Raw genomic sequence first — 1,387 nt, forward strand, 5'->3', positions numbered from 1 at the left:
CTTTTCGGTAAAGATAATGTATTTCGTGCCGGGACTATCGGTGCCGTACAGGATAAGACGGCTTACGGCTATGTTAAGAAATGGGCGGAGGCTCGTGGCATTACGGCGAACGATGCGTATATCAACAGTCTTGTTAACGGTTGTACGGGAATTAAAAATACTACGGGACAACATCCCGGAGGAGTAATGGTTATTCCTCGCGATATAGATGTCCATCATTTTACGCCCGTCCAATATCCGGCTAATAAAAAAGACTGCGGTATTATAACGACCCATTTCGACTATCATTCTATAGAAGGCCGTCTTGTAAAACTTGATATACTGGGCCATGATGATCCGACTGTTATCCGCATGCTTGAAGACATGACGGGAGTTAAGGCGACTACCATTCCTTTTGATGATCAAAAAACAATGAGTCTCTTTTCATCTACCGAAGCCCTGGGACTCACGCCTGAAGAACTGGGATCTCCTGTAGGTAGTCTGGGTATCCCCGAATTCGGTACATCTTTTGTGCGGAAGATGCTTGTAGATACGATGCCGAAGACCTTTTCAGGTCTTGTCCGTATATCCGGCTTTTCACACGGCACGGATGTATGGTTGAATAATGCTCAGGAATTAATTACATCCGGTAAGGTACAGTTGAATGAAGCCGTATCGACACGTGATGATATAATGAATTATCTCATCAATCACGGTATTAAACCGAAAACGAGCTTTAAGGTTATGGAAAATGTCCGTAAGGGCAAGGGAATTGATAAACCGGATAAGGCGACAGGAAAGAAAACGACGGATTATGAAGGAGAATTGCGTAAGGGTCATATTCCCGAATGGTTTATTCAATCGTGCTTGAAAATAGGCTATCTTTTCCCTCGCGCTCATGCCGTTGCTTATGTTATGATGGCATTTAGAATAGCTTGGTACAAGATTAATTATCCCTTAGCCTATTATGCCGCTTATTTTACAATTCGAGCCAAAGCATTCAGCATTCCCATGATGATTCACGGGTTGGATACGGCGCGGCAGGCTATGAAGATGATTACGGCCAAGGGAGACGGTGCTTCCAAAATCGAAAAAGACCTGTACTCCACGCTGGAGTTGGTCGTAGAGATGAATTTGCGCGGTATTTCTTTTATGAATATCGATATAAATAAGTCGGAAGCGACTAAGTTTACTATTCATGACGGTAAGATACTGTTGCCGTTTACGGCTCTGGACGGCTTGGGCAAAAATGTAGCCGAACAAATAGTAGAAGGCAGAAAGTCGCAGGCGTATACGTCAAAAGAAGATTTGAAGTATCGTGGTAAAGTCGGTCAGACCTTAATTGATTCTCTGGCTGAGATGGGGTGTTTGGGAGAACTCCCCGAAGATGAACAAATAGATTTATTCG

1 protein-coding gene is annotated in these 1,387 nt (G+C 43.7%); it reads left to right on the forward strand.

All coding sequences use genetic code 11. The features are described 5' to 3' along the window. Positions 1–1,387: helix-hairpin-helix domain-containing protein (locus PGX78_RS05975; protein WP_442864802.1), on the forward strand; the 1,387-nt coding region annotated here is incomplete at both ends.

This window comes from Megasphaera sp. AF13-6AC (genome assembly GCF_027685385.1).
GTDB classification, from domain to species: Bacteria; Bacillota; Negativicutes; order Veillonellales; family Megasphaeraceae; genus Megasphaera; species Megasphaera micronuciformis.